Consider the following 2,953-nt stretch of genomic DNA (forward strand, 5'->3'; position numbering starts at 1 on the left):
CTTCGTATACTGCTCCGCGATTGTGGCCGTACTGCCATAGGTGTAAGGCTGGTTCGGCGGCCGCGTGAAGGTGTTGGTAATTGCACTGCCGGTGACACTCTCGGTCTGCGTGCTCTCCACCCGCTCGTTGGTGGTGCTGGCCAATGCATAGGTATTTTGCGCGGGTCGCGTGGTGGCACTCTGGCTGAGGTCGATACTGCCGCTCTGGCTGGCGGCAATCTGCTGGTTAAAGCCCAGGGTGTCCGCTTCGGCGTAGCTCTGGATTGGATTGACCCAGTTTGTGGCGCTGTCGCTGGTGACACTGAGGCTGGCGTTGGCTGCTGCGTATTTGGCGGCCAGGGTGTCGGTGGTTTCCGCCTGCGGGTTTTGGATTTTTACATCGTACTGTGTGGTGCGCAGGGTCTGCCCCTGGGCGTTGTACTGGGTTTCGGAGAGGTAGCCTTCGGCGTCGATAAAAAAACGTACGCGGTCGGCGCTGTCGTAGTACTGGTAGTTCTGGCGATCTTCGGTCGTATTGGGTGCCGGCCTCAGGTTATCGAGGGTGACGCTTTCGTCGATGCCAATGGGGTTTTGACCTGCGTCTTTGATCAACAGGCTTTGCAGCTGGGTGCTGTTGAGCTTGTTGGCGTAGTGGGTGGTTTGCGTTTGTTTTCCTTCGGCGTCGTAGTGGAACTCCGTCAGACTACCGGTGGCACTGATCACGGCCACCATCTGGCCTCTGTCGTCGTAGAGACTGTGGCTGATGGCGCCGATGGCATCCTGGGTGGCACGGATGCGGCCGAGGCTGTCGTAGAAGTATTGGGTCTCGCCCAGGGTGGCATTGCTGTTGGTGGTGTCGAAGCGGGCTTCGCTGATCAGGCTGCCATTTGAGGCGTAGCTGCGGGTGATCTGCAGGCCGTCGGCGTCGGTGCTGACAATCTGCGACTGGGCGTCGTTGTACAGGGTGGTGCTGGTGTGGCCCTTGACGTCGGTGGTGCTGAGCAGGCGGCCGAGGCCATCGTAGGCGTAGCTGGTGTTGTAGCTGGTGGAGCCTGCTCCTGTGCCGCGGGGGTCTATGGTACTGAGTAATTTTCCGTTGGCGTCGTAGACGGTGTAACTGGTGGACTCGCTGCCGTCGGCGATGCCGGTTCCGGTTTGATCCACGTTGTTGTAGCGGGTGACGCTGTGCACCTGGCCGCGGAAGTCGAGCTGGGTGTCGTTTCTTCTTGTGGCGTTTTGCAGGTTGTTGGCCTGGATATCGGCCTGGGTGTTCTGTACCCAGGCGTTCAGGGTCGCCAGGTCGAAGTCGACGCTGTTGGCGGCGCTGGCCTCGGTGTAGTTGTCGGCATCGAACTGGTCGTAGTAACCGTGCTGCAGGTAGCTGATGCTGCTGACGGTGCGGGCAGGGATGCCGTTCTGCAGGTTCTGGCTGTCGTCGCTGTAGCGGGTTTCCTGTACGGTGCCGTCGTGGCCGACGATGTAGCGCAGGCGCTGGTTGTCGTCGTAGACATAGTGGGTGACGCGGGGTTCGGCGGGCTGTTCGGCGCCATCACCGTCCGGGTCGGGACGCAGGTAGACGATTTCCTTGATGAGCTGGTTGTGGCTGTCGTATTGCCGCTCGACGGTATTGCCCTGGGCGTCGCGCATCAGGGTCTGGTTGCCGCGGCTGTCGTACTCGTAAGTAGTGGTGTTGCCGCTGTGGTCGGTAAGGGTCAGCAGGTTGCCATCGGTGTCGTAGCTGTACTGGGTAACTTCTCGCAGTCCGTTCTGGTCGGCGGGGGCGGTCATCCGGGTGATGCGGCCTGCGCTGTCGAACACCAGCTCGGTCTGGGGGCCTACCCAGTTTGCGGGGATATCTTCGGGATTGCTCACCTGGGTGATGGTGGTGGTGTCGCTGGCCAGGTTATAGGCATAGGTGGTGATGCGCAGGTCACTGCCATCGAGTTCAGTTGCCTGGCCGCTGGCAGAAGCCCGACCGGTACGCACTTCCGTAACCCGGTAGTCTCCCTGACCGTCCACGTCGGTGTAGGCGAACTGCATGAGGGTGCCGTCGCTCTGGGCAATGGACGCAATACGGGTGCTGCTGCCGTCGTAGGCGTAGGTGGTGGTGTAGACATTGCCGTCGGCAATACTGCTGTCTTCCGGGGACAGGTCGACGGTGACGGTCTGCAACCGGCCCTGGGTGTCGTAGCTATAGTGCAGGCGCTGCTGGGTAACGCCGTCGCTGGCCACGGTGACGCCGGTGACCTGGGTGCCTGTGTAGGCAATGGTGAAGACCTGCCCGGCGGCGTCGGTGATGCTGTCCACCAGGCCGCTGGCATTGTGGCCGAAGGTCACCTGACGGCCCTCCGCATCCACACGGGCGATCAGCCTCCAGTTGCCGTTCACATCGCCGTAGACTTCCTCGACCCGGCTGGAACCCTCCCACCAGACCCACTGGCTGTTGCCGCTGTCGTAGACAATCTGGTCGTGGGCACCGGCGCCGTCGGGGGAGACATAGGCCTGCAGGGTGGCGTCGTAGGTATACACCGTCTCAGCGCCATCGCCGCCGATGCGGGTGATCTGGCTGCCCGGCTGGTTGGGGGAGCCCACCAGGTTGACCAGTTGCTGGGTGAAGTTGAAGCGGAAGCCGTCGTTGTTGTCGCCGTCCAGTTGGCCCTGGCTGTTGTAGGTGCGCAGCAGGGACAGGTCCAGCCCCGAGGCGGCGACGAACTCGTCCCGCTGGCGCAGCACCAGGTTACCGGTCGAAGCGTTGACGTAGACCTGTTCCCGTCCCTGGCCAAAATTCGCCGAACCGACGCCTGTTTGTGTGCTGTTGAACAGGCCCAGTGCTTCCCCGCTGATGACGGCGACCATAGATTCCCCCTAAGGCATAAGTAATCAAGAGTAGTGCGGCGGCGGGCGCTTAAGGGCGCCCTGGCTAAGGGCCGCGTTCTTGACTTACCTATCCGGGGATTTGGGGGAATCGTGCAGG

At 61.9% G+C, this 2,953-nt stretch carries 1 protein-coding gene; it reads right to left on the minus strand.

Annotated features, from left to right (window positions below; all coding sequences use genetic code 11):
* The coding region (locus FHS09_RS22360; protein ID WP_183464099.1) for an RHS repeat protein at positions 1-2,835 on the minus strand (2,835 nt) is incomplete at its 3' end.
* Between the last annotated feature and the right edge of the window lie 118 nt (positions 2,836-2,953).

The sequence above is a fragment of the Microbulbifer rhizosphaerae genome (assembly GCF_014191725.1).
Taxonomy (GTDB): domain Bacteria; phylum Pseudomonadota; class Gammaproteobacteria; order Pseudomonadales; family Cellvibrionaceae; genus Microbulbifer; species Microbulbifer rhizosphaerae.